16 protein-coding genes are annotated in these 21636 nt (G+C 64.6%); 8 read left to right on the plus strand and 8 right to left on the minus strand.

Features of this window, described 5'->3' with window-relative positions; all coding sequences use genetic code 11:
• The 3 genes from ACSQ84_RS34260 to ACSQ84_RS34270 form a co-directional block, all read left to right on the plus strand.
• A partial coding sequence (locus ACSQ84_RS34260; protein WP_436216171.1) for an autotransporter outer membrane beta-barrel domain-containing protein occupies positions 1-637 on the plus strand: 637 nt, incomplete at its 5' end.
• Positions 638-1165: 528 nt separating this feature from the next.
• A complete protein-coding gene (glmS, locus tag ACSQ84_RS34265; protein ID WP_436216172.1) occupies positions 1166-2992 on the plus strand; it encodes a glutamine--fructose-6-phosphate transaminase (isomerizing) in 1827 nt (608 codons plus the stop codon).
• A 98-nt stretch (positions 2993-3090) separates the two neighbouring features.
• Positions 3091-3876: a DUF502 domain-containing protein gene (locus tag ACSQ84_RS34270; RefSeq protein ID WP_436216173.1), complete on the plus strand. Its 786-nt coding sequence runs from the start codon at positions 3091-3093 to the stop codon at positions 3874-3876.
• A gap of 70 nt (positions 3877-3946) precedes the next feature.
• Here ACSQ84_RS34270 and recG read toward each other — a convergent pair whose 3' ends face one another.
• The 3 genes from recG to ACSQ84_RS34285 form a co-directional block, all read right to left on the minus strand.
• A complete protein-coding gene (recG, locus tag ACSQ84_RS34275; RefSeq protein ID WP_436216174.1) occupies positions 3947-6055 on the minus strand; it encodes an ATP-dependent DNA helicase RecG in 2109 nt (702 codons plus the stop codon).
• A 65-nt stretch (positions 6056-6120) separates the two neighbouring features.
• Positions 6121-6756: a peptide chain release factor H gene (gene prfH / locus ACSQ84_RS34280; RefSeq protein ID WP_436216175.1), complete on the minus strand. Its 636-nt coding sequence runs from the start codon at positions 6754-6756 to the stop codon at positions 6121-6123.
• Positions 6753-7943, minus strand: coding sequence for an RNA ligase RtcB family protein (locus ACSQ84_RS34285; RefSeq protein WP_436216176.1), 1191 nt, complete (start codon positions 7941-7943; stop codon positions 6753-6755). The genes prfH and ACSQ84_RS34285 overlap by 4 nt, the downstream gene beginning before the upstream one ends.
• A gap of 401 nt (positions 7944-8344) precedes the next feature.
• Between ACSQ84_RS34285 and ACSQ84_RS34290 the strand changes: the two genes are divergently transcribed.
• Positions 8345-8635 (plus strand): succinate dehydrogenase assembly factor 2, encoded by a 291-nt coding sequence (locus tag ACSQ84_RS34290; protein ID WP_436216177.1) that lies wholly within the window; start codon positions 8345-8347, stop codon positions 8633-8635.
• A complete protein-coding gene (gene mfd, locus ACSQ84_RS34295; RefSeq protein ID WP_436216178.1) occupies positions 8632-12150 on the plus strand; it encodes a transcription-repair coupling factor in 3519 nt (1172 codons plus the stop codon). Before ACSQ84_RS34290 ends, mfd begins: the two co-directional genes overlap by 4 nt.
• A gap of 106 nt (positions 12151-12256) precedes the next feature.
• Here mfd and ACSQ84_RS34300 read toward each other — a convergent pair whose 3' ends face one another.
• The 4 genes from ACSQ84_RS34300 to ACSQ84_RS34315 form a co-directional block, all read right to left on the minus strand.
• On the minus strand, positions 12257-12838 hold the full coding sequence (locus ACSQ84_RS34300) for a hypothetical protein (protein ID WP_436216179.1): 582 nt from the start codon (positions 12836-12838) through the stop codon (positions 12257-12259).
• A 298-nt stretch (positions 12839-13136) separates the two neighbouring features.
• On the minus strand, positions 13137-14363 hold the full coding sequence (locus ACSQ84_RS34305) for a GGDEF domain-containing protein (RefSeq protein WP_436216180.1): 1227 nt from the start codon (positions 14361-14363) through the stop codon (positions 13137-13139).
• Between the two features lie 89 nt (positions 14364-14452).
• Complete coding sequence (locus tag ACSQ84_RS34310; RefSeq protein ID WP_436216181.1) at positions 14453-15958, minus strand: AMP-binding protein; 1506 nt, start codon at positions 15956-15958, stop codon at positions 14453-14455.
• A gap of 31 nt (positions 15959-15989) precedes the next feature.
• On the minus strand, positions 15990-17822 hold the full coding sequence (locus ACSQ84_RS34315) for an extracellular solute-binding protein (protein ID WP_436216182.1): 1833 nt from the start codon (positions 17820-17822) through the stop codon (positions 15990-15992).
• 280 nt (positions 17823-18102) lie between these two features.
• Between ACSQ84_RS34315 and ACSQ84_RS34320 the strand changes: the two genes are divergently transcribed.
• Positions 18103-18948, plus strand: coding sequence for an invasion associated locus B family protein (locus ACSQ84_RS34320; protein WP_436216183.1), 846 nt, complete (start codon positions 18103-18105; stop codon positions 18946-18948).
• Between the two features lie 73 nt (positions 18949-19021).
• Here the strand turns inward: ACSQ84_RS34320 and hspQ are convergent, their stop codons facing one another.
• Positions 19022-19354, minus strand: coding sequence for a heat shock protein HspQ (hspQ, locus tag ACSQ84_RS34325; RefSeq protein WP_436216184.1), 333 nt, complete (start codon positions 19352-19354; stop codon positions 19022-19024).
• Between the two features lie 123 nt (positions 19355-19477).
• Between hspQ and ACSQ84_RS34330 the strand changes: the two genes are divergently transcribed.
• Both ACSQ84_RS34330 and ACSQ84_RS34335 read left to right on the plus strand, forming a co-directional pair.
• Entirely contained in the window at positions 19478-20431 is a 954-nt protein-coding gene (locus ACSQ84_RS34330; RefSeq protein WP_436216185.1) for an AEC family transporter, read from the plus strand.
• Positions 20432-20705: 274 nt separating this feature from the next.
• A complete protein-coding gene (locus ACSQ84_RS34335; protein ID WP_436216186.1) occupies positions 20706-21608 on the plus strand; it encodes an ABC transporter substrate-binding protein in 903 nt (300 codons plus the stop codon).
• Positions 21609-21636: the final 28 nt, after the last annotated feature.

Here is a 21636-nt window from a genome sequence, read left to right on the forward strand (position 1 = left end):
CTCCGACCTGTTCCAGGCCGGCGCGTTCATCCGGCACAATGTCGGCCCGGCCTACATCAGCGGTGCGCTGGCCTATGGCTGGCAGGACATCACGACCGATCGTACGGTGACGGTTGCGGGCGTCGACCAGTTGCGCGCACAGTTCAACGCCAATGCCTGGTCGGGCCGCGTCGAGGGCGGCTATCGCTTGGTGTCCCACGGCTTCGGCTGGTCGCCATACGCCGCCGGCCAGTTCACGACGTTCGAACTGCCCGCGTACGCAGAGCAGGCCACCGTCGGCGCAAACACATTTGCGCTCGCCTACAACGCCAAGAGCGTGACCAGCACCCGCAGCGAACTCGGCCTGCGCACCGACAAATCATTCGCCGTGCAAAACGGCATCTTCACACTGCGCGGCCGTGCCGCCTGGGCGCATGACTTCAATCCGGACCGCGCGATCGGCGCCACGTTCCAGACGTTGCCGGGCGCCTCATTTGTCGTCAATGGCGCGCGGCAAGCGGCTGATGCCGCACTGGTGACCGGTTCGGCCGAAATGAAATGGATCAACGGCTGGTCGGTCGCCGGCACCTTCGAAGGCGAATTCTCGAACGTGACCGAGAGCTATGCCGGCAAGGGCGTGGTGCGCTACGCCTGGTGAGCGGCGGGTAGTCCGGCCGAATGTCCGCTCGGGACCCTGAAGCCTGCTCATCATCGTGATCGCTGCGGGGTGCAAATGCCCCACCTTCACCATGATTCGTGCATACATCCGGCTAACCCGTGCAGGGCAGGGCAGCGCCAATGGCAGCTCGATTCCATGAAACAACGGATGAGGAGTTCGAGATACAGGTTCGCAACCTCGTGCGCGTCGTGTCAGCCTGCACCTTGGGGCTTTGGTCCTTTTCGGCGGGCCTGCTGATCGGGAGCTTCTATCTGTTTTGAACAGCGTTGCGGACGGGCGACTTCCAGATTTCCATATCGATGCTCGACAATTTCATGTTGCCGAGCTTGGTGTGCGCCGTTGACCGAGTCGCGGGACGAGGGCGCTTCCAGCACGCCCCGTTAAGCTTTCCGCTTAAGACTGTCTCAATGCGCAACAATTATTGAGTAGGTAGGCGGCGGCGTTTCCCGTTAAGGGAACGTGGCGCTGCTTCGGCAAATTTTCGACGATTTGGGGATATAAAACCGCATGTGCGGCATTGTCGGCATTCTCGGACGCGCTCCGGTCGCGGAGCAGTTGGTGGATTCGCTCAAACGCCTGGAATACCGCGGCTACGATTCCGCAGGCGTCGCCACGCTGGAAGGCGACCACATCACGCGCCGCCGCGCCGAGGGCAAACTGAAGAACCTCGAGAAGCGGCTCGATGCCGAACCGCTCGCCGGCCATACCGGGATCGGACACACCCGCTGGGCCACCCACGGCCGGCCGACCGAGAACAACGCGCATCCGCATGCGACCGACCGCGTCGCCGTGGTCCATAACGGCATCATCGAGAATTTTCGCGAACTGCGCGAAGCGCTGGAGAAAAAGGGCGCGGTCTTCAAGACCGAAACCGATACCGAGATCGTGCTGCATCTGGTCGACAGTCTGCTCGGCGAGGGCATAGGTCCCGTCGAAGCGGTGAAGGCGGCGCTGTCGCAGCTGCGCGGGGCATTCGCGCTCGGCTTCATCTTCGCCGGTGACAATGACCTGATGATCGGCGCCCGCAACGGCCCGCCGCTCGCGATCGGGCATGGCGACGGCGAAATGTATCTGGGGTCGGATGCGATTGCGCTGGGGCCTCTGACCGACACCGTCAGCTATCTCGAAGACGGCGACTGGGTGGTGCTGACGCGCAAGGGCGCCACCATCTACGACAAGGACAATGCGATCGTTCATCGCGACGCGATCAAGCACACGGGCTCGAGTTCGCTGGTCGACAAGGCCAACTACCGCCACTTCATGGCCAAGGAAATCCACGAACAGCCGGAAGTGGTCGGGCACACGCTTGCCAGATATGTCGACATGGCCACCGACCGCGTAATGCTGCCGGTGAAGCTGCCGTTCGATTTTGCCGATGTTCAGCGGATCGCGATCGTCGCCTGCGGCACCGCGAGCTATGCCGGCTATGTCGCCAAATACTGGTTCGAGCGGCTCGGCCGCGTGCCGGTCGAAGTCGACGTCGCCTCGGAATTCCGTTACCGCGAGGCGCCCTTGCGCAAGGGCGATCTGGCGATCTTCATTTCGCAGTCTGGGGAGACCGCCGACACGCTGGCGGCGCTGCGCTATGCCAAGTCGCAAGGCGCCCATACGCTTTCCGTGGTCAACGTGGCGACTTCCACGATTGCGCGCGAGAGCGAGACCGTGCTGCAGACGCTGGCCGGGCCCGAGATCGGCGTCGCCTCAACCAAGGCGTTCACCTGCCAGCTGATGGTTCTGGCCGCGCTCGCGGTAGCCGCCGGCAAGGCGAGGCGCGAATTGTCCGACGAGGACGAGACCAGGCTGGTCCATGGCCTCGTCGAAATTCCGCGCCTGATGGCGGCGGCGCTGACTTCGGAGCCGCAGATCGAAAAGCTGGCGCGCGACATCGCCAAATGCCGCGACGTGCTCTATCTCGGCCGCGGCACCAGCTATCCGCTGGCGCTGGAAGGCGCGCTGAAGCTGAAGGAAATCTCCTACATCCACGCCGAGGGCTACGCCGCCGGCGAACTCAAGCACGGCCCGATCGCGCTGATCGACGAAAATATGCCTGTCGTGGTGATCGCGCCGCATGACCGGGTGTTCGAAAAGACCGTCTCCAACATGCAGGAGGTCGCCGCGCGCGGCGGCAAGATCATCCTGATGACCGACGCCAAGGGCGCGGCGGAGGCGACCATCGAATCCCTGGTGACGATCGTGCTGCCCGACATGGCGGCGGCCTTTACGCCCATGGTCTATGCCGTTCCGGTGCAGCTTTTGGCCTATCATACCGCCGTGGTGATGGGGACCGACGTCGATCAGCCGCGAAATCTTGCGAAATCGGTCACGGTCGAATAGCCGCAGGTGCGCCCGCTTCGTCACCTCAAGCCTTCCAAAATCTGCTAGGATGGCTTAGCTGGCAATAAGACCGGCCCGCCGCGCCACCTGGAACCGCAATGAATCCCGAAGATCTGCCACCGTCCACCCCGGCCGAAGTCCCGCCGGAACCCCATACCGGCCACCTGATGGCCCGTTTCCGCAACTATTTCCTCACCGGCCTCGTGGTCGCCGGGCCGATCGCCATCACCTTCTATTTGACCTGGTGGTTCGTCACCTGGGTCGACAATCTGGTCCGCCCCTTCGTGCCGACAGCCTACCGGCCGGAAACCTATCTGCCGTTCGGGCTGCCGGGCTCCGGGCTGATCGTCGCCGTGATCGCGCTGACGCTGCTCGGGTTCCTCACCGCAAATTTGATCGGCCGGACCCTGGTCGATCTCGGCGAACGGCTGCTCGGCCGTATTCCAGCCGTGCGCGCGATCTATCGCGGCCTGAAGCAGGTGTTCGAAACGCTGTTCTCGGGAACGGGATCGAGCTTCCGCCGGGTCGGCCTTGTCGAGTTTCCCTCGCCGGGCATGTGGTCGATCGTGCTGATCTCGCAGCCGCCGAGCGTCGAGATCGCCAACAAGCTTCCGGTCGAAGACGAGCACATCTCGGTGTTCTTGCCCTGCGCGCCGAACCCGACCACGGGCTTCTTCTTCTACGTGCCGAAGAACAAGATCGTCGAGATCGACATGAGCGCCGAAGACGCCGCAACCCTGATCATGTCAGCCGGCGTGGTGCAGCCCGGCTCCGATCCGCAAAAGAAGATCGCCGCACTGGCCGCCACCGCCAACGCCGCGCGTGCGGCAAATGCAGCGAAGGCGGCGAACGCGCCCACGCTGCAGCCGGCGAAGGTGGAGTGAAGAGAGCACCGTCTCTTTCCCCGTCCTTGCTAGCGAAGCGAAGCAATCCATCTCACGGCAAAGAAAGCCGTTACCCCGCGCCAATCAGCGGGATCGCTTCGTCCCGCTCATACAGATAGAGCAAACACCGCAGCGCTTCGCCGCGCTCGCCCTTCAGTTTCGGATTGTCCTTCATGATACGCAGTGTTTCGTCGCGCGCCTGCGTGATCAGCTGGCCGTGGACTTCGGAGCGCGCGATGCGGTAGCCGGGCAGGCCGCTTTGCCGGATGCCGAGCACGTCGCCTTCGCCGCGCAGTTTCAGGTCTTCCTCGGCAATCCGGAATCCGTCTGATGTTTCCCGGATCACCTTCAGCCGCGCCGTCGACATCTCGTTGAGCGGCTCCTTGTAGAGCAAGAGGCAGGTGGAGGCTTCCGCGCCACGGCCGATGCGGCCGCGCAATTGATGCAATTGCGCCAGCCCAAACCGTTCGGCGTTCTCGATCACCATGATCGACGCGGCGGGAACGTCGACGCCGACTTCGACCACGGTGGTGGCGACCAAGACGCCGATTTCGTGCGCGGCGAACTGCGCCATCACACGATCCTTTTCCGTGCCCTTCATCTGGCCGTGCACCAGACCGACGCGCTCACCAAAGCGCTGTTGCAGCCGCTCGAACCTTTCGGTGGCGTTGGTGAGGTGCTCGATGCCCTCGGCTTCGGATTCCTCCACCAGCGGACAGATCCAGTAGACCAGTTTTCCCGCCTTGAGGGCGCGGCCGACGCCGTCGATGACCGCGTCGAGCCGGCTGTTGGGAACGGTGCGGGTGTCGATCGGCTGCCGGCCGGCCGGTTTCTCGCGCAATTCCGAGACGTCCATATCGCCGAAGTACGTCAGCACCAGCGTGCGCGGGATCGGGGTCGCGCTCAGCACCAGCACATCGACGGCTTCGCCCTTGTTGGTGAGCGCGAGCCGCTCGCGGACGCCAAAGCGGTGCTGCTCGTCGACGACCGCGAGCGCCAGCGCCTTGTAGACGACGTCGTCCTGGATCAGCGCGTGGGTGCCGACCAGCAGATCGATCTCGCCGGCTTCCAGTTGGGCAAGGATTTCGCGGCGCTCCTTGCCCTTTTCGCGCCCGGTGAGGATGGCTACCCGCATGCCGGCGCGTTCGGCCAGCGGCGCGATGGTCTTGATGTGCTGGCGTGCCAGGATTTCGGTCGGCGCCATCAGCGCGGCCTGCTTGCCGGCTTCGGTCACGGCGGCCGCCGCGAGCAGCGCCACCACTGTCTTGCCGGATCCGACGTCGCCTTGCAGCAGCCGCAGCATCCGCACCGGCTGGCGCAAATCCCCGGTGATGGCGGCCACCGCATCGCGTTGCGAAGTGGTCAGCGCATAAGGCAACGCGTCGATGATCTTGCTACGCAGGTGGCCGTCGCCAGCATGGCGATCGCCGGCCGGGCGTCGCAACTGCGCGCGCACCAGCGCCAGCGCCAGTTGGCCGGCCAGCAACTCATCGAACGCGAGGCGCGACCAGAACGGGCCATCGGGCAGGATATCCGTGAGTTCGACCGGGACATGAACGCGATTCAGCGCCTCCCGGATCGGCGGGAAGTGGCAACGCCGGATCACTTCCGGGCTGATCCACTCGGTCAGTTCCGGCAGCTTCGGCAGCGCCTGCGCGATCGCGCGGCGCAATGAACCGAGGGCGAGGCCTTCGGTCAGCGGATAGACCGGATCGATGCCGGATAGTTTCGAAAACCCTTCTTCATCCACGACGCGGTCGGGATGCACGATCTGCGGAATCCCGTCGTACATTTGCAAGGTGCCGGAGACGTAGCGCTTCTCGCCGACCGGCAGCAGCTTTTCGACATAGCCGGGCTTGGCGCGGAAAAACGTCAGCACCACGTCGCCGGTGTCGTCGCTGGCATAGACGAGGTAGGGTGCGCGCGAATTGCGCGGCGGCGGCGGGCGGTGACGATCGATCGTGACTTCCAGCGTCACCACGGTTCCCTGAACAGCGTCACGGATTTTCGGACGAGCCCGGCGATCGATCACGCTGGCCGGCAGATGCAGCAGCAAATCCACCAGCCGCGGCGTCTCGCTGCGGCCGAGCAGATAGCGCAGCAATTTGTCCTGCTTCGGTCCGACGCCGGCAAGCGTCGTGACCGGCGCAAACAAGGGATTGAGCAGTGCAGGGCGCATTTCAGGAAACCTAAGTCCGTTCCGGCCCGGAATGCCCGGCTTTGTGCGAAACGTCCACGGCTTTTTTAGGCGTCAGACTGCGATGCCTGGAAGGCCTTGCCCTTGAACTGCTTCACCGGGCTGCCGCGCTCAAGACGATCATGCGCCGCATGCGCATCATTGCGGGCCGTGATCGCCTCCAGTTCGCCCTGCAACTTGAGCAGCGCCGCAATCCGCTCCAGGGCCAGCGCCTTGTTGCGATGTTGCGAGCGCTCCTCGCGCGCCACGACGGAAAGGCCGGTCGCAATGTGGACAGCACGCACGGCGCTCTCGGTCTTGTTCTGATGCTGACCGCCGGGGCCACCGGCCCGGAACGCTTCAAAACGAACGTCGTGGACGGCCAGCGCTTTCGGCGCATCGGGCAGGGCCGGAAGTTCGAAAACACCAATGAACCAGTTCTTGCGCTTGTGATGTGGCCGCAGCGGGCTCTGCGCCACCCATTGGATCGAACCGATCCACGGCCGTGCGAACGCCGCGGCGGCCTCGCCATGGATCACTGTTATCGCCGACGCCGGACCATGTCCGTCCGGATTCGGTCCATTCACGCAATCGGTATCGAGGCCGAGCGCGGTCGCTTCTGCCGCGAGCAACGCGACCGCCTTGGCGAGCGCAATCCGGCATTCCGCCGGACCGCGTCCGCTGGTGAACAGAAGCCGGATCATCGACGGTCCTCCTTCCAGGACTTTTCGCGGTTGCCGCCGCGCGCTGCGACGCTGGATTGCGCCTTCTTGAACGTCACCAGCGGCCGGAACGTCGCCACCACGCGCGCCAGGCCGAACTCGACGAGATCGGCGATGACGCGGTCGATGTTCTTGTAGGCCTCCGGCGCCTCTTCGACGAGCAGGCCGCGATCCCCGCAGACGACGATGCCGCCATACGGATTGCGCTCCAGCCGTGCCACGTCGGACTTCTTGCCGCGCACGCGGCCGTGCATGGAGGCGCGGTCGTACTTGCGGCCCGCACCATGCGCGAGAGAGGCGAGCGCCTCAGCCTGCATCGGGGCCAGCGGCTCCACCAGATAGGACAGCGTTCCGCGCGATCCCGGCACCGGCACCAGCCCGCGATCGGAAGCCGCCGCGCCTTTCCGGTGCAGCGCCATCACACCGCCGGCGCTGATCTGACGCTCCACCATGTTGTGCGCGAGATCGTTTACCGGACGCAGGTCCGCACGTGCTGCCGTCGCGGCCCGCTCTGCGATGATGCGACGATTGAGTTTGGCCCACTGCACGGCGTGATCATGCGCGTCCATGTAGGATCTGCCTTCGTCGCTCGCGGGATCAAGCGCCGGCTGCCCATCCCGCAGGATCCGCTCGAGGATCGAGTAACCGAGACCGCGAGAGCCGGAATGAACCAAGACATAGGCGTTGTCCCGGTCCAGTCCCGCCTGCGCGGCCGTCTCCGGCGCGAGGATTTCCTCGATCGCCTGTATCTCGCAGAAATGGTTGCCGCCGCCGATGCTGCCGAGCGAAGCATCTGATGTCGTGGCGTCAAGACCGGTGCCGGTCATGACGGCAGCCACGTCACCGTCCCAGGGTTGATCGAGCGAACTCAAGCGCTCGGCCAGCTGGTCGAGCCGCAGCTTGCGCGCCGCGATATCGAGCGCGAACAGCCCCATGCCGCAGCCGATGTCGGAGCCAACCAGCTGTGGATGAATCCGGTCGGCCAGAATGGCGCAGCCGACGGGGCCGTATTTGCCGGGATGCAGATCCGGCATGGCGGCGACCGCCTGGACGCCGGGCAATCCGGCGACCTGTTCGAGCTGAAGCGTGGCGCTGCCTTCGATCCAGGATTTGGACGAGGCGAAGACATGGATCGGCGCGCGGCCGTCCATCTTGGGAGAAGTGCCCATTTAAAAAGCTTTCAGGAGATTTGAAATCGTCGACGCGCACAGCCCGGCTATCGCTGAGCTTAAGCGCGTGATTTCCCAAGCGGCGCAGCTAACGCACGCGCCCTCAGGCGATGCCCTCGACGGGGCGGCGAGACATCAGCGTCATCGAGCCTTCTCCCTGTTGATCGTGCCAAAATCGGCCCCGATCGCGCAGACACATACCGGCGAAATGAAATAGTCGCAAGTCCCGCCACGACGATGGTTGGTGAGCGTTGCAGGTGCAGGGCTATAGTCGCACGTTCCAGCCATCGGGTTCACATGGATTTGCGCGCGAAAACGCTACTGACATTTCCCGATGCGAAGGCTATATCAACCCCGCCCGGCCACGTCCGGGCTTTTGGCGTTCGGATGGGAATGGGACAATGACGGGTTCGACACGATCGAGCGGCGGGCTCGACGACCGCCGCAAGCGGCTTTTGTTTCGCTGCTGGCATCGCGGCACCCGCGAGATGGATCTCATCCTTGGGCGCTTCGCCGATGCCGAGATCGTCGACCTTTCGGATAGCGACATGGCCGAACTGGAGCGCCTGCTCGAGGTGCCCGATCCCGATCTCTATGCCGCGTTGACCGGCGACAAGCCGCTCGCGCCGGAATACGCCAGCGCGCTGTTCGATCGCATCAAGGCAATTCGCGCCGTGGATCACGACGCATGAAGTCGCCCGTGAAATCGCCCGCCGCGCTGCTGGCCCCCGGCCGCGCGCTGACTTTTGCCAATGTCGCCGAAGGCGCGGAAGGGCTGGTTGTCGCTGATCTCGCGCGCGCCGTCGCCGCCAAGCCGAAGCCGCCGGCGGTGAGCCTGGCGGTGGTGTGCCGTGACGGCCCCCGCATGCAGCAACTGGCGCGGGCGCTGGAATTCTTTGCGCCCGATTTGCCGGTCATGCAGTTCCCGGCCTGGGACTGTCAGCCCTATGACCGGGTGTCGCCGCATGGCGGTATCCTGGCGCAGCGCCTGACCACGCTGGCGCGGTTGTCGCGCCTCACCGGCAGCGACAAGCCGCTGATCGTGCTGACCACGGTCAATGCCATCGTCCAGCGCGTGCCGGCGCGCGAGGTGGTGGCGGCGCAGGCGCTGTCGGTCGCGCCCGGTCACGTGGTGCCGATGGATTCGATCGTCGCCTGGCTCGAACACAATGGCTACAACCGCTCCTCGACGGTGCGCGAGCCCGGTGAATATGCCGTGCGCGGCGGTATCCTCGATCTCTTCCCGGCCGGGCTCGACCAGCCGGTGCGGTTCGATTTCTTTGGCGACAGTCTGGAATCGATCCGCACGTTCGACGCCGAAACCCAGCGCACGCTGCTCGACATGCGCGCGCTCGATCTCGTGCCGGTCTCGGAATTTCAGCTGGTCACCGAAACCATCCGCCGCTTTCGCATGGGCTATGTTGCGACATTCGGCGCGCCGCAGCGCGACGATCTGCTCTATGAAGCTGTTAGCGAGGGCCGGCGCCATCCCGGCATGGAGCACTGGCTGCCGCTGTTCCAGGAGCGGATGGACACGCTGTTCGATTATCTCGACGGCGCGCCGGTCGCGATCGAACCGCAAGGCGAGGACGCGGCGCGGGAACGCTTCAAGCAGATCATCGACTACTACGACGCGCGACGCGAGGCGATGGAGCATCCCGGAACTGGCGCGATCTACAAGCCGTTGCCGCCCGACCGGCTTTATCTGAGCGAAGCGGAATGGACGACGCGTTTGGAAGAAGCTGCGCTGGCGCGGCTGACGCCGTTCGCCATGCCTGAGGGCGGCACTGATGTGTTCGACGCCGGCGCGCGGCAGGGCCGCAGTTTCGCGCCGGAGCGCGCCGACACGTCGGTCAACGTGTTCGAAGCCGTCGTGGCGCATGTGCAGGCCTTGCAGGCGCAGCGTAAGAAAGTGGTGATCACGCTGTGGAGCGAAGGCTCGCGCGACCGCATGGGCAGCATGCTTCGCGACCACAAGCTGCATAACCTCACCAGCGTCAACACCTGGCGGACGGTGCAGGCAACCCCGCGCAACGAGGCCATGCTGGCGGTGGTCGGCATGGAATCCGGTTTCGAGACCGACGACGTTGCCGTCATCAGCGAGCAGGATATTCTGGGCGACCGCCTGGTGCGGCCGCGCAAGGCGAGCCGCAAGCTCGACAACTTCATTTCGGAGGTCACGAGTCTCGCCGCCGGCGATCTGGTCGTGCATGTCGAGCACGGCATCGGCCGTTTCATCGGGCTGCAGACGCTGGAAGTGTCCGGCGCGCCGCACGACTGTCTCGAACTGCATTACGCCGCCGAGACCAAACTGTTCCTCCCCGTCGAGAACATCGAACTGCTGTCGCGCTACGGCTCCGACCACGCCAATGTCGAACTGGACCGGCTGGGCGGCGGCGGCTGGCAGGCGCGCAAGGCAAAACTGAAGAACCGCATCCGCGAGATCGCGGGCGAATTGATCAAGATCGCGGCCGAGCGGCATTTGCATGAAGCACCGAAGATGCCGGTGCAGCCGCACGTCTATGACGAGTTCTGCGCGCGCTTCCCTTATGAAGAGACCGAGGACCAGCTTGGCGCCATCACGTCCACACTGAAGGACCTCGAAAGCGGCCGCCCGATGGACCGGCTGATCTGCGGCGACGTCGGCTTCGGCAAGACCGAGGTGGCGCTACGCGCCGCGTTTGCGGTCGCGCTCGACGGCAAGCAGGTCGCCGTGGTGGTGCCGACCACGCTCCTGGCGCGCCAGCACAGCAAGACCTTTGCGGAGCGTTTCCGTGGTTTCCCTGTCAACGTCGCGCAGGCTTCGCGGCTGGTGGCGGCGAAGGAACTGACGCAGGTCAAGAAGGGGATTTCGGAAGGCAATGTCGACATCGTCGTCGGCACCCACGCGCTGCTCGGCAAGGCGATCAAGTTCAGGGATTTGGGCCTCCTGATCGTCGACGAGGAGCAGCATTTTGGCGTCAGCCACAAGGAACGGCTGAAACAGCTGCGGGCGCAGGTCCATGTGCTGACGCTGAGCGCGACGCCGATCCCGCGCACGTTGCAACTGGCGCTGACCGGCGTGCGCGATCTGTCGATCATTGCTTCGCCACCGGTCGATCGGCTCGCGGTCCGCACCTTCGTGGCGCCGCACGATCCGCTGATGATCCGCGAGGCGCTGCTGCGCGAACGCTACCGTGGCGGGCAGGCGTTCTATGTGGTGCCGCGCATCGAAGACCTCGCCGGCGTCAAGGATTTCCTCGACAAGAACGTGCCTGAGATGAAAGTCGCGGTCGCGCATGGCCAGATGGCGCCGACCGTGATGGAAGACATCATGTCGGCGTTCTACGACGGCAAGTACGACGTGTTGCTCTCGACCACGATCGTCGAATCCGGGCTCGACATTCCCTCGGCCAACACGCTGATCGTGCACCGCGCCGACATGTTTGGCCTCGCGCAGCTCTATCAGCTGCGCGGCCGGGTGGGGCGCTCCAAACTTAGAGCCTATGCGCTGTTCACGCTGCCGGCCCAGCAGAAGATCACCGCGCAGGCCGAACGGCGGCTCAAGGTGCTGCAATCGCTGGAGACGCTGGGTGCTGGCTTCCAGCTTGCTTCCCACGACCTCGACATCCGCGGCGCCGGCAATCTGCTCGGCGAGGAACAATCCGGCCACATCAAGGAAGTCGGCTTCGAACTTTACCAGTCGATGCTGGAAGAGGCGATCCTCAATCTCAAGGCCGGCGTGGTCGAGCCCGCCGCCGACCGCTGGTCGCCGCAGATCACCATCGGCATGCCGGTGCTGATCCCGGAGGACTACGTCAGCGATCTCGCGGTGCGGCTGTCGCTGTATCGCCGGCTCGCCGATCTCGAGACCGACGACGAGATCGACAATTTTGCTGCCGAGATGCGCGACCGTTTCGGCGTGCTGCCGGACGAGGTGCGCTATTTGTTCAAGGTCGCTGCGATCAAGGCCTATTGCCGCCGGGCCAATGTCGAGAAGGTCGATGCCGGGCCGAAGGGCGCCGTCATCACGTTCCGCGACAACAAGTTCGCGCAGCCGGACCGCCTCGTGTTCTTCATCCGCCAGCACGGCCAGGCCGCGAAAGTTCGCCCGGACATGAAGGTGGTGTTCCTGCAGGTATGGAAGACGCCGGAAGAGCGGCTGATGGGGACGACAGAGATTTTGCGCCAGCTTGCCAACCTCGCGGAGAACAAGAAGGCGGCGTAGGGCTTTGTAGGGGGCAAAGGCGCGCTTGCGCCGTGCCCACCAGGGTTATGTACGCAGAAGATGGTGGGCACGCTTCGCCTTGCCCACCCTACGAACTACGAACATATCAGCTCGACAATCCCCTTGTGATCGTGGGCGTCGGTTTCGCGGGCTTGCAGCTCGCGATCACGACTTTCGGCAATAGCCCGCTGCCGGTCTTTTTGAGGGTTATCGCGCCATCTCCGGCGGTGGCTACATCGAGCTTCACCTCAAACTTGGCGAATCCAGTGACCTTGCCGTCGGACACGGAGGATATCAGCGTGTGCTCGGGCGAGTATGTGGCCTTGGTGTGCATTTTGTACTTGTACCCGCTAAGCCAGCTGAACCAGCGGGAGCCGCTCACTTTCGGCATTGTTCCCAACACACCAGTCGATTGCCACGAATAGTCGACGCCGTTGAAATCGATCACCACGTGCACATGGTCGCCGGGCGCGAATGTGCCACGCAGCGTTGCGGTGTCGCCGTCCTGGTCGAACAGCTTGCGGGCATTAGCCTCGAATTCAATGCAGTTGGTCGTGCCGGCGGTGACAGGCTCTGTGTGGCCGGTTGCCTTGTTGAACAGCGATAGCCCTCCCGCAACAGCAAGGACCATCGCAAGCAAGGCGATGTTCCGAGCTTTCCAGGGTGGCTGCGTGTTGTTCGTCAACATTGCCGGTCCTCGACAGGGTGGGTGCAAAGCGGCCCGCGCGCGTCGGCTTAGGCGGCGAGCACAACGATCCTGTGTCGCTCCAACGGCCCTGGGGGTTCATCGACGATAACAGGGGGGCGTCTCGCCATGGCCACGGCAGGCTTTGGGCGCTACTCTCGTGTCCCGGACGCGGTGCGGCGCGTAGCGTAGCGCTGCTCCGCAGAGCCGGGACCCACATTGGCCGGTGCTCTCCTCGAGGTGGACCCCGGTTCTGCAACGCACCGCTCCGCGCTGCATTGCGCCCGGGGAACGGAATGCCCTACGACGCGGCGCGATGCGCTTCTGCGTCCAGTCGCGTCAGCAACGCCTTCGCGGAATCGTTCGGCTCCAGGGTTGCGACCGTCACGGTTGGCTCTGTGCCGGCGTCGCGCTTGCCGTGGCTGGTGTGGCGCATCACGCTGGACAGCCGCCGCGCAATCGTATGCGCGGTCTTCAGGTCGGTTTCGGCGAAGGCGACGACAACCGATCCATCATCGAACACGGCGCCGAAATCCATTTGCCGCATCAGGCGGCTGATGATGCGCGCACCATCGAACTGGGCCCGGGGGTGCGCGGGGTCAAACGCAAAACGCGCGACCGACAAGCCGCCGCCGCGTTGCTGGGTCTGATAGACCGCGCTGGCGAAGTCGCGCGCGAACGCGTCTGACGTGAGCAGGCCGGTTCGCGCGTCGATCAGGCCTTCGGCGTCGATCGAGCGCAGCGTGCGGCTCAAATGCACTTCGAAGGCATGCTGGCGGATCAGTGGCAGCGCGGTCGCCACCATCTGCGCAGGCTCGCCGGTGAGGATTTCAAGGTTCGGCAGGTCATAGACCGGCAACAGATCGCCTGACGTCACCACGACCGGCAGATGGCGGAAGCGGGCGTCTTCCGCCAGCACGGTCAGGAAAGCGTCGACCACGCGCGGGCTGAAGCCTTCGGCGAGCACGATGCCGTCGACGTCGCGGGCGTTGAGATGCTTCGCCGCCGCCTCGATGCTGAGTGCGCCGACCACGGCGGTTTGCTCGCCGAGCGAAACCGAGAGCGTGGGGTAGGCGCCGCCGCGGCCGACCAGCAGGACGGTGGCGTCTCTGAAAGTGTCGATGTCCGACAGCGCGATCCGGGTGGCCGGTACCAGCCGGCGCATGACAGTCGCATGCAGCGAGCGGATCCGCAGCGCGGCGCGCAGCCGTGCCACGAGGCGGCTGCTGTCCCCCTGGCTCTGGAAAAACGGAATGGCGTTGTCGGGAAGGGTTGTCTGCGGATCGACGGCGATGAGCGGCAGGTAGGGCTGCTGTGCCGCGATCGGCGCGGCCAGTGCGGCAAGCGTGGCCTGGTCGACGTCGGATGCTGCTGCGAGCACCGCAGCCGGCTGCACCTGTTCGACCGCGCGCGCCGCATCCGCCCATCCGGCCTCGACGAGCGGGAACAGTTTTGCGGCATCGAGCGCCGCAGCAAACGGCGGCCGTCTTGCGGTCGATACGACGAGGATCGGGCCTTGCTGGGACATCTGACAACTCGGATCAAGCGTGCCTTACGGGAGCGCGATCCTAGTTTGCCGGACTTAATGTGGCGTCAACGCGACCCGCGGGATGGCGTTCAATTGGTGTTGGCCCGGTCGCGAAATGCTTCGACCATCAAGGGGTTAAGTCCAAGTTCCGTCAGCGCGTCGCGGGCGCGGGCGTTGTCTTGCGCCCGGCCGGCGAGCCGGTGGCCGCTGAGGCGATCCGGCAATGCCGTGAGCAGCGCGCCCTGTCCGAGCCGCCGCGCCCATTCCTGCAGGTCCTGCGCCAGGAAGCGATAGCCGCCAACCGCCATGATGCCGGACGGCGGTGCGGTGATGTTGATGGCGCCGGTCGAACGGTCGAGCCGGGCCGAGTAATCCGTATCGACGTAATCGCGCGGCGGGGCCGCGATCAGCGAGTCGCTTGGCGGCGGTGGTGGCGCATAGGCGGCGACCGGGATCATCGGTCCGCGCAGTCCCAGGGTACCCCGCGGCGTCAGCACGATATCGCCCGCGATCGAGGAGCCCGGCAGTTCGCGCGGCGCGCCATGCGGCCCGGGTTTGATCTGGGCCGGTGAACCATCGTCCGCAAGCCGCCGCGCACCGAACAAACCGACTTCGCCGAACAGGTAGACGTCGGTCAGCGTCGCCTGCTGGGCCGACCAGGACGCGCTCGACATCACCTGTTCCGGCGCGCGCCACAACCCGATGACGTTGCGCAGGGAGGGCAGGCTGCCCGCGAGGTCGAGCTCGTCCAGCCGCAGCGCCAGTTGGGCCGGCGCAATCAGCGTGTCGCAGGCACACTCGTTGATCTGCTGCTCCAGCACCGCTTCGTCGAAGGGATGGTGCAGCACCAGGGTTCCGCCCGACAACAGCCAGACCGCCAGTGAGGAGGCGAGGCCGGCAAACGACATCGGCGAAAACGCCGACAGGATCGTGGCACCCTGCGGCACGTCGCTTTCGAGTGAAACCGACAGGCCTCCGGCGATCAGGCCGAGATGGGCGCGCGGCACCGGCCGGAAACCGTCCGACGTCAGATCGAACGAGATCAGCGCCGCCTTGCGGCCGTCCTGGATGACCGCGCGCGCCGTGGTGGATTCGCGAAGGATCGCGTTGTCGAGGGATGCCATGCCTTCCGGCAGGTCAGTGCCGAAGCCGCAGACATGGCGGATCGAGAACGCTTCGGCCGCGGCGTTCATGGCCAGATCCGCATAGACGATACCGTCGACCTTGCTCGTGGTCACGATTGCCCGCGCCGCGCTGCGGTTGAGCGCCATGGTCAGTTCCGCCTGCCGCCACAGCAGCGGCAGCACGGCGACCACCAGTCCGGCGCGGTAGGCGGCCAAAATCGTCAGCGCGAATTCGATGGTGTTCGGCAGCTGCACGGCGATGACGGAGTTGGCCGGCAATCCGGATTCGATGAAGTGCGCGGCCAGCGAGGAAATGACCCGGTCGGCTTGGGCGTAGGTCAGCCGCTTCGGCGTCTGTCCGGTGACGCGCAGCTTGTTCGGCGGATCGACCAGCGCCGTCGCATCCGGTTGCCGCGCCAGCGACCGCTTGAACAACGTATCGAGCGTGGGTGAAACGGCGGGCTGGGTCACGGCGTCACTTCGATGGCAGAATTTGGTTGCGTCATTTGGCTTGCGCGTCCGGTCTGTGCCACCACGTCTCCGGCAGGTAGCCCGTCAAGGCGATGGTAGAAGGCCGTTCTATCCGATTCCATCGCGCGATCCATTGCTCGGCGACGTTAAACAACGGGATAGCGTAGAATCCCGACATCAGGGTGCGGTCCAGCGCCCGCACCGCCGAGACGAAGTCCGGCCGCTCGCGCGCCTCCAGCAGTGCCGCGATCAGGGCGTCGATCGCCGGATCCTTGGCGCCCATGTAGTTCCTGGTGCCGGGGATATCGGCGGCCTGGCTGCCCCAATAGAACGACTGCTCGTTGCCGGGCGACAGCGACTGGTCCCAGCGGTTCTGCAGCATGTCAAATTCGTAGCCGAGCCGGCGCTGGTCGAATTGCACCGGATCGACCGCGCGCACGCTGGCCTCGATGCCGGCGCGCTTGAGGTCGCGTTGGTAAGCCAGCGCGATCCGTTCCTGATCGCGGGTCGTGACTAGGATTTCGAAGGTGAAGGGCGCCTTGGTCGTGCGCTGCCGCAGCACCGTGCCGTCGAGAACGTAGCCGGCCTGTGACAGCAAGGTGAGCGCGGCCCGCAGCGTCGCGCGGTCGCGGCCCGAACCGTCGGTGACGGGCAGGCGGAAGCTGCCGTCGAGTATGTCAGGGGGAATATGCGCAAGGTATGGTTTCAAAAGTTCGCGCTCGCGCGCGTCGGCGGCGCGGCCATAGGCGGATAATTCCGAGCCGGCGAAGAAACCTCCAGCGCGCGTATAGAGCCCGAAGAAATAATTGCGGTTGATCCATTCGAAATCGAACAGCAGGGTCAGCGCCTGCCGCACCCGGACGTCGGAAAACAGCGGACGGCGGGTGTTGAACACCAGATATTCCGACGGCTGCGGCATCCCCGGCTTGATGATGTCGCGGATCAGCTCGCCGTTGCGGGCGGCCGGGAAATCATAGCCGTCGTGCCAGCGCAGCGGCTCGGATTCGTTGCGGAAATCATAGAGGCCGCGCTTAAAGGCTTCGAACTGGCCGTTGGACTCGCGGTAGTAATCGAACCGGATCTCGTCGAAGTTCCACAGGCCCCGGTTCGCCGGCAGGTCGCGGCCCCAATAATCGGGATTGCGCGTCAGCGTGACGCTGGCGCCGGGGCGCACCGCGCCGATGCGGTAGGGGCCGGAACCGACCGGGCCGGTCATCGTGGTTTCCTCGAAGGTTTCGGGATCGACCGCATGCCGCGGCAATACCGGCATCAGGGCGAGGATCAGCGGCAGCTCGCGGTCGGGCGCGCCGCCGAAATCGAACCTGATGGTGAGCGGGTCGGGCGCTTCGGCCTTCGCGACCTTGGCGTAATACTGGCGGTGGTTGGGGCGGCCGCGGTCGCGCAGCAGCGCCCATGAAAACACCACGTCGTCGGCCGTAACCGGCGTGCCGTCCGAGAAGCGCGCCCGGGGATCGAGACGGAACGTGACATAGCTTCTGATGTCGTCGGTCTCGACGCTCCGGGCGAGCAGCCCGTAGAGCGTGAACGCCTCGTCATTGCCCCGTGTCATCAGGCTCTCGACGACGAAGCCCCTGATCTGTTGCAGGGCGAGGCCGCGGACGACGAACGGGTTGAGGCTGTCGAAGGTGCCAAGCAGACCCCAGACCAGCCGGCCGCCCTTCGGCGCGTCCGGTTTGGCATAGGGCATGTGGGCAAAATCGGCCGGCAGGGCCGGCGCGCCGTGCATCGAGATTGCGTAACTTTCAGCGGCGCGGGCTGTGCCCGAAAGGGCCATCGGCAACAGGCCGAGCGCGAGCGCAACGCTGGCCAGAATACCAAGCCGGATACGTCCAAGGGCTGCCATCTGCACGCGCGGATTTGATTCGGGGTGACACACAAGTGAAGCTTTACCATAGGCCTGAACATCCCCGCTTTAAGTCCCTTTCATCCGCCGCAACCGCAGCCAAACACGCTTGTCGGCATTGATCTTTTCGTCCGCCGCTGTATTGAAGGCGTGCAATTGACCAGGGCGGTTGCGCCTGTCACGTATCCGCCTCAATTGACTTGGAGACAGCCGCCCAAACGGCTAGGTGTCGGTGCCTGCAGCGGTTTCGGGCGCTCCCGTTCAGAAAGGGTTTTCCGCAATGAATTTCCGTATTTTGGCCGTCCGGCCGCATGGGCGGGTTTCCGCCTTGTTGGCGGCGACGGCATTGTCCGCGACGTTGCTCGTCGCCGGCGCGCAGGCCCAAACCCCGGCTCCGGCCCCCGGTGCCCCCGCCGCGCCCAAGGAGGCCCCGAAGGCTGCTCCCAAGGCTGCCCCGAAGGCTGCCCCCAAGGCTCAAGCGCCCGCCGCTCCGAACGCGCAGCAGGCCCCGCCACCGGCGGCTGCCGGCGGCGCTCCCCCCGCGGGTGGTCAATCCCAGGACCAGCAGGTCCAGCTGATCTATGCGCCCTGGACCAAGTTCTGCCTCAAGGGCCAGGATGCCGGCGCCAAGCAGGTCTGCTTCACCGGCAAGGACGGGCGCATCGAGTCCGGCCAGCCGGTCATCGCGGCCGTCATCATCGAGCCGGAAGGCGAGCCGAAGAAGATCCTGCGTGTGACGCTGCCGCTCGGCATGCAGCTCGTGCACGGCACCCGCGTCATCGTCGATGCCAATCCTCCGGCGCAGAGCCCCTATGTGATCTGCTTCCAGAACGGTTGCATGTCGGACTACGAAGTGACCGCGGAACTGCTGGCCAATTTGAAGAAGGGCCAGAATCTGGTGGTCCAGGCGATCAACTCCAACGGCGCGCCGCTGACGCTGCCGCTGCCGCTGGCCGAATTCGCCAAGGCCTATGACGGCCCGCCGACCGATCCGAAGGCGTTCGAGGAAACCCAGAAGAAACTGCAGGAAGAGCTGCAGAAGCGGGCTGAAGAACAACGCAAGAAGCTCGAGGCCAACCCGCCGGCTGGCGGCGCGCCGGGCAATGCCAATCCGGCGGCCAAGTAACGCCGCTTCGATCGACAAACAAAAGGCGCCCGGTCCGGGCGCCTTTTTCGTTGGGAACGTCGATGACCAAAAGCTAGTTCAACGAGGGATTGCGCGGACGATAGCCGCCGGACTTGTCCTTGACGAAGATCTCGGCGACCTGCGAATGCCGGATCGGCTCGCCGGACTCGTCGGGCAGCAGATTCTGCTCGGAAACATAGGCGACGTATTCGGAGTCGGAATTCTCCGCGAGCAAGTGGTAGAACGGCTGATCCTTGTGCGGCCGGACGTTCTCGGGGATCGACAACCACCATTCCTCGGTATTGTTGAATTCCGGATCGATGTCGAAAATCACGCCCCGGAACGAAAACACCCGGTGCCGGACGATCTGACCGATCTGAAATTTGGCCGTGCGCGCTTTAATCATACCTTGTCGAATAGACCATGATTGTGGCCGATGCTAGGGGCAAAAGGTTGAATTAGCCCCCGGGTCCGGCTGGCACATCGGGCGCCAGCACCCGGAAAACGTTGAAGAAAAGACCTCCACGGCATGGCCGATATCCTCAATCTGGCGATTCCCTATTTCAGCCTGATCTTCATCGGTTTTGCCTGCGGCAAGTCCAAACGGCTGCCGGAGGCGGGGCTCGCCTGGATGAACTTCTTCCTGCTCTACGTCTCGCTGCCGGCCCTGCTGTTCGGCATCATGTCCAGGACGCCGTTCTCGGAACTCAACAACCCGCCATTCCTGATCGCGACCACACTGGGGACCATTGCGGCCTTCATCCTTGCCATGGTGACCGGCCGCGTCATTGGCGAGCTTTCGCTGCGCAAGGCGAGCATGGCGGGGCTCGCCGGCGCCTATGGCAATATCGGCTACATGGGCCCGGGACTGGCGCTGGCCGTGCTCGGGACCAAGGCGGCGGCGCCAACCGCGCTGATTTTCTGCTGCGACAGCATTTTCCTGTTTTCGATCGTGCCGCTCCTGATCGCGTTCACCGACCGCAAGCACCACTCGCTGCTGCACACGCTCGGCATCGTGACACGGCAGATCGTGCTCAATCCGCTGATCATGTCGGCGTGCGCGGGCGCTCTCGCCGCAGCGCTGCACTTTCGTCCGCCGGTCGCAATCGACAACACGCTGGTGTTCTTGCAGAACGCCGCGGCACCGACGGCGCTGTTCGTGCTCGGCGTCACCGTCGCATTGCGTCCGTTCGATCGCGTGCCCTGGGAAGTGCCCGGCGTGATCGCGGTCAAACTCATGATCCATCCGCTGATCGTATTCGGTCTGATGCTGCTGTTCGGACCGTTCGCGCAGCCCTGGGCGGCCACCGCGGTTCTGATGGCGTCACTGCCGCCGGCGCTCAACGTGTTCGTCATCGCGCGGCAGAACAACACCTGGATCGAGCCGGCCTCGGTCGCCGTCCTGATCGGAACATTTGCCTCCGTCGTCACGCTGACCAGCGTGATGTGGTTCATCCAGAGCGGAAGGCTGGTGTTTCCTTGAGGACAACCAGGGGGGACTCGTTAGAGCTAGACAACAGAACTAGACAACCTGCATGAGATTGCCCACTAACCGGACATGCCAAATGATCCCAAAGCTGACATTGGCAAACTTGCCGCAAGATTCATCTGCGCATCTGGTCCTACCAAGGCACTGGGTGCTCCGTTACGATGCGGTTGCTTGAGCCAAGGGGGCGGACATGAGGCGGCGGGATTTCCTCGGAATTCTTGGAGGCGCGGTGGCTGCTAGGCCGCTTTCCGCACAAGCGCAGCAAGCAATGCCGTTGATCGGATTTCTGCACTCCGGAACACTGGAGCAGAACGCCAACCGTTTGGTGGGATTCCGCAAGGGCCTGAGTGACACTGGCTTTGTCGAAAACCAGAACCTGACGATCGAATACCGCTGGGCGGATGGGCAAAACGGCCGGCTGCCGGAATTGGCGGCCGACCTGGTCCGGCGGAAGGTGGCGGTGATCGTTGCCGTATCCAGCCAGCCGGCGACACTCGCAGCCAAAGCCGCGACCACGACCATACCGATTGTCTTTAGCTGGCCCGGCGACCCGGTTGCCGCAGGGCTGGTCGCCAGCCTCAATCGGCCGGGCGGCAACGCCACCGGAATTGGCACCCTGAATGATGAGCTTGCGGCAAAGCGGTTCGGCCTGCTACGGGAGCTCGTACCCAAGGCCGCTCCCATCTTCGTGCTTTTCAACCCGGCCGATCCCAGCGCTGAGGCGATGTCGAGAGACCTGCAGGCGCGAGCAAGCACGCTCGGGGTGCAACTCCAACTTCTCTACGCTGGCACCGATCGCGAGATCGATGCAGCCTTCACGACCCTCACCTCAAAGTCCGGCGGCGCCTTGCTGGTGAACGCTGATCCCTTCTTCTTCATCCGCCGCGCCCAGATTACCGCGCTGGCGGCGCGCCACGCCGTGCCGGCGATCTACTATGACCGCGAATTTGCCGTCAGTGGCGGCCTGATAAGCTACGGAACGGACCTTCCGAGTGTGTGGGGGCAGGCCGGCAACTATGTCGCCCGCATTCTCAAAGGCGAGAAACCGGCCGATTTGCCCGTCGCGCAACCGACAAAATTCCAACTCGTCATCAACCTCAAAATTGCTAAGACGCTCGGCCTTGCGGTGCCTCCGACGCTGCTTGCCACCGCAGATGAGGTGATCGAATAGCGCGGTCAATGTCGGCTATTGACCTCAA

The organism is Bradyrhizobium sp. LjRoot220, from assembly GCF_964252915.1.
Lineage (GTDB): Bacteria > Pseudomonadota > Alphaproteobacteria > Rhizobiales > Xanthobacteraceae > Bradyrhizobium.

Excerpts from the sequence above, each read along its gene's own strand:
- glmS (WP_436216172.1), top strand. The coding sequence starts at position 1,166 with ATGTGCGGCATTGTCGGCATTCTCGGACGCGCTCCGGTCGCGGAGCAG.
- ACSQ84_RS34270 (WP_436216173.1), top strand. The coding sequence starts at position 3,091 with ATGAATCCCGAAGATCTGCCACCGTCCACCCCGGCCGAAGTCCCGCCG.
- recG (WP_436216174.1), bottom strand. The coding sequence starts at position 6,055 with ATGCGCCCTGCACTGCTCAATCCCTTGTTTGCGCCGGTCACGACGCTT.
- prfH (WP_436216175.1), bottom strand. The coding sequence starts at position 6,756 with ATGATCCGGCTTCTGTTCACCAGCGGACGCGGTCCGGCGGAATGCCGG.
- ACSQ84_RS34285 (WP_436216176.1), bottom strand. The coding sequence starts at position 7,943 with ATGGGCACTTCTCCCAAGATGGACGGCCGCGCGCCGATCCATGTCTTC.
- ACSQ84_RS34290 (WP_436216177.1), top strand. The coding sequence starts at position 8,345 with ATGACGGGTTCGACACGATCGAGCGGCGGGCTCGACGACCGCCGCAAG.
- mfd (WP_436216178.1), top strand. The coding sequence starts at position 8,632 with ATGAAGTCGCCCGTGAAATCGCCCGCCGCGCTGCTGGCCCCCGGCCGC.
- ACSQ84_RS34300 (WP_436216179.1), bottom strand. The coding sequence starts at position 12,838 with ATGTTGACGAACAACACGCAGCCACCCTGGAAAGCTCGGAACATCGCC.
- ACSQ84_RS34305 (WP_436216180.1), bottom strand. The coding sequence starts at position 14,363 with ATGTCCCAGCAAGGCCCGATCCTCGTCGTATCGACCGCAAGACGGCCG.
- ACSQ84_RS34315 (WP_436216182.1), bottom strand. The coding sequence starts at position 17,822 with ATGGCAGCCCTTGGACGTATCCGGCTTGGTATTCTGGCCAGCGTTGCG.
- ACSQ84_RS34320 (WP_436216183.1), top strand. The coding sequence starts at position 18,103 with ATGAATTTCCGTATTTTGGCCGTCCGGCCGCATGGGCGGGTTTCCGCC.
- hspQ (WP_436216184.1), bottom strand. The coding sequence starts at position 19,354 with ATGATTAAAGCGCGCACGGCCAAATTTCAGATCGGTCAGATCGTCCGG.
- ACSQ84_RS34330 (WP_436216185.1), top strand. The coding sequence starts at position 19,478 with ATGGCCGATATCCTCAATCTGGCGATTCCCTATTTCAGCCTGATCTTC.
- ACSQ84_RS34335 (WP_436216186.1), top strand. The coding sequence starts at position 20,706 with ATGCCGTTGATCGGATTTCTGCACTCCGGAACACTGGAGCAGAACGCC.